At 45.3% G+C, this 3,198-nt stretch carries 4 protein-coding genes; 2 read left to right on the top strand and 2 right to left on the bottom strand.

The features are described from left to right. Together cas6 and IBX50_RS18940 are read left to right on the top strand one after the other, a co-directional pair. On the top strand, window positions 1–562 hold a 562-nt coding region (gene cas6, locus IBX50_RS18945; RefSeq protein ID WP_292257960.1), incomplete at its 5' end, for a CRISPR system precrRNA processing endoribonuclease RAMP protein Cas6. 85 nt (window positions 563–647) lie between these two features. Then, the gene (locus IBX50_RS18940) at window positions 648–1,034 is read left to right on the top strand and encodes a YkvA family protein (RefSeq protein ID WP_292257959.1); all 387 of its coding nucleotides are present in this window, start codon (window positions 648–650) and stop codon (window positions 1,032–1,034) included. A 27-nt stretch (window positions 1,035–1,061) separates the two neighbouring features. Here the strand turns inward: IBX50_RS18940 and IBX50_RS18935 are convergent, their stop codons facing one another. Continuing rightward, the gene (locus IBX50_RS18935; protein WP_292257958.1) at window positions 1,062–2,777 is read right to left on the bottom strand and encodes a radical SAM protein; all 1,716 of its coding nucleotides are present in this window, start codon (window positions 2,775–2,777) and stop codon (window positions 1,062–1,064) included. Between the two features lie 207 nt (window positions 2,778–2,984). Continuing rightward, window positions 2,985–3,198 (bottom strand): hypothetical protein (locus IBX50_RS18930; protein ID WP_292257957.1); only part of this gene is annotated, 214 nt, incomplete at its 5' end.

Raw genomic sequence — 3,198 nt, 5'->3', positions numbered from 1 at the left:
TTGGATTCGTGCGGGATCTGTCGGTTTTGGTGCTGGGAAAAAAAGAGCAAAACTGGTAAGGGTTGAGTATGAGATAGGTATGAATGAATGGCTAAAAGTTTTTTCAGAAGACCAGCCGGGTGTCCAAGAACACCAGCAGACACCACTGTGCCTCCCACAGATTCAGGAGGCTGGCAGGGTAGTGCTGCAAATGACGACTCCAACTCGAATTAGCCGACAAGGCAGTTACTGCAATAGCGAAACCCTGGATGCAGCCCATTTGTTACGTAATCTGCATCGAAAAATACACCTGTATTCATTGGCTTATCTTGAAACTCTGGTTGATATGCCGCCACTGGATCCTCTGATGCATTTACAATTTGACGGAACGGTTCACAAGTGGCATCGCTATTCATCTCGACAGGGAGCATCCATGCCGATGGATGGGTTGATTGGCACAGTTAGCCTTGAAGGTAATCTAACCCCATGGCTTATGCACCTGTGGCTGGGGCAATATACTCACTTGGGCAAAAATACCAGCTTTGGCCTTGGTCAGTATGAAATCCTTCAGGTAGAGCTGTGACTGCTCAAAAATTTATGGTGTGTGATTTAATGGTGTAACAAGTTAGATAATGTGCGCATCACACAGAAGCCTCAAGGAGAACACCATGCAAAAGCCAGATTCAGTCAATCAGATGTCCAGTGAGGAGCTTAATGCTGTAGGTGCATCGTTTGCTGCTGACTATTCAGATCAGGGGTTCTGGAGTAAGGTGGGTCGTGTTGCTCGCAAAGCTGGCCAAAAGGTACTCAAGCCAAGCTTGGAGCTCTACTATGCTGCTGCCGATAAAGATACGCCAGTTTGGGCAAAGACTGTGATCTACGGTGCATTAGGGTACTTTATTTCACCCTTGGATCTGATACCTGATGTGATACCTGTTATCGGCTATATGGATGATGCTGCAGTCATTGCTGCTGCAGTGGTGACTGTGGCAGCACATATCAAGGAAGAGCACCAGATCAAAGCGACACAAATCTGCAAGCGGTGGCTTGGTTAGTGATACTGCTGACTGAGTCAGCAGAGGTTACAGCAGTCTCAGCCTCTGGCTGACAAACAGAGGTAAAGGTCGGTCAAGGGGACGCAAATCCAGCGACTCGTGCTGTAAAGGTTCACTGGAGCGTAAGAAATATAGGCCGCTTTCAGGATTAAAGCTGATGCTCAGTTCCTGCGGTGCTTCTACTTCTCGTTCTGCTGATTCACGATAGAAATGGATTGTCCAGTTCAATGAGAGTAACGGCGAAAGACCTTGCTGTTTCAGTTGCTCCAGCTGCTTTTCCATATCCTGTACTTTTCTGCCATCGCAGTGAAAGTGCGTGATAATCTGGCCACTGCCTTTCTGACATACCTGATGTGACTGTTCAATTTCCAGAGCATGTTGGTCATAACTGTTTAGCGTTAACTTATGAATCTGTGAAAAATCCTCACCGGCAAGACTTCGCTGTGACAAGTAGTGCTCTTCAAAGTCCCTGCGACGTTCCAGTCTTGTATCAAGCGACCAGCGTCGTTTTAATTCAGTGATGACATCAGAAGGTGCGTAATAGTAGAAAAAAGTCTCTTGCTGGGTTAGATAATGGTCTCTGATAATGATCGGGCTATTGTCACCGAAATAATCCGCCATTTTCTGAATTTTTTGCTCACCTAACTTCAGTGCTTCACTCAAAGGCATTTGCGTTAAATCGTAGTCATCTTCTGGGTGAAGAAAGCAAGGGAAAAGCTTCAGTTCTGCTGTGAAGTTTGCTGCTCTGTTGACAGGGCAGGTGTTACAGCCACGCGCACAGGTGCATTCCTGGAATTCAAGCAAAAGTGGTGTGTCAGCGAAGCGGTAAACATCACGTTTAAAGCTACGCTCTACCAGAGAAAGTCGATCGGCCAGTCGATCTTTTAATGCTTGCAAACGATAAAAATAACCATATAGATGATTAAGCTCTGGTGTTAAAAGCAGCTCCAAGAACTTAAGGCGTGTCGCACCCAGATTCAGAGCATAATCAATCATTGCTTGTATCGCTTCATCTGAGGTATTCAGGTCTTTAAGCAGTACAATATTCAGTTTGAATGGAATGTTTGCCGAGTGGAGCTTTTCCAGATTGGATTTTACGTGGTTGTACTCGTCGTGCTTCAAGGGCTTATCAGGCTTTTGGATATCCTGAACAATTCGGTTGTAGGCAGTTTCCTCTAGGCTATGCATGGAAATATTAAACCGAATTTTACCGGGATATGTTTTCAAACGGCTTAGTAGTTTATCCGTAATGGCTAAACCGTTTGATACAAATGTGATTTCTGGCAGATAGTTGATGGATTCCATGAAATCCAAACAAGCAAAAATTTTCCTAGGATTAAGAAGAGGCTCACCTCCGGTAAAAGTAAAATCCTGAAAATCGAGTACTGCAAACTGGCGAATAGCATTAAAAAGAGCATCCATTTCTGCTTCTTGGCGCTTTTTCGTCATTTCCATGCCTTCTTCGTGACAGAAAAAGCAGGCATAGTTACATTTTTCTGTGATTGAAAACCGAACAGCGCGTTGATAATGAACCTGTTTCTGATAGGTCTGTGTGCTGCTGGCACTTTGTTGAAATCCGAGTTTTTCCAAGCGGTCAAATGGTGGTGGTAAGCTGGATGTAAACTCCAGCTGCAACTGCTTGACACCCTGCTCTCCAAGTTGTTTTTCTAAGCCAACCAGGTGAGGGAGGGGATCGGTCGCATCTAGATGGGTGATGTTGACATAAGCATTTGTACCGTCCAATGAACAGACATACTCCATAAAAAATACCACCTACTTGGTTGCGATGAGGGATTTATCAAAAACCACGGATAACTTCGACAGGGCGTGTTGCAGCCATAACAGGTATCATGCCGAAAAAAATTCAGTACGACCAGCTTGAATCTACCAATCGATTTGCATTTTCTGGGTAGATTCAAGATGTTTTATCCTTGGCTGTAGGTGAAGGGTTTATCCCTCGGCATGAACAAAACCACTGGCAGCAAGGGCCAGGCTGGCATCGTCACCTGTGGTTCCTTGTGTAAAGGCATCTGAGTAAAATAAACGGGTGAGCGCTCTGCGCTTGAGTTTGCCCTGCCGTAAATCATGCAACCAGCCGCTGATTTGTGAAGAAACCTTTGAACCATCGTTGGCAACCAACCGATCAGCAGCACCATCACTCATT

The organism is Marinospirillum sp. (assembly GCF_014859565.1).
Note: the sequence above shows the minus strand (reverse complement) of the source record. Positions and strands in the feature narration are given on the sequence as shown.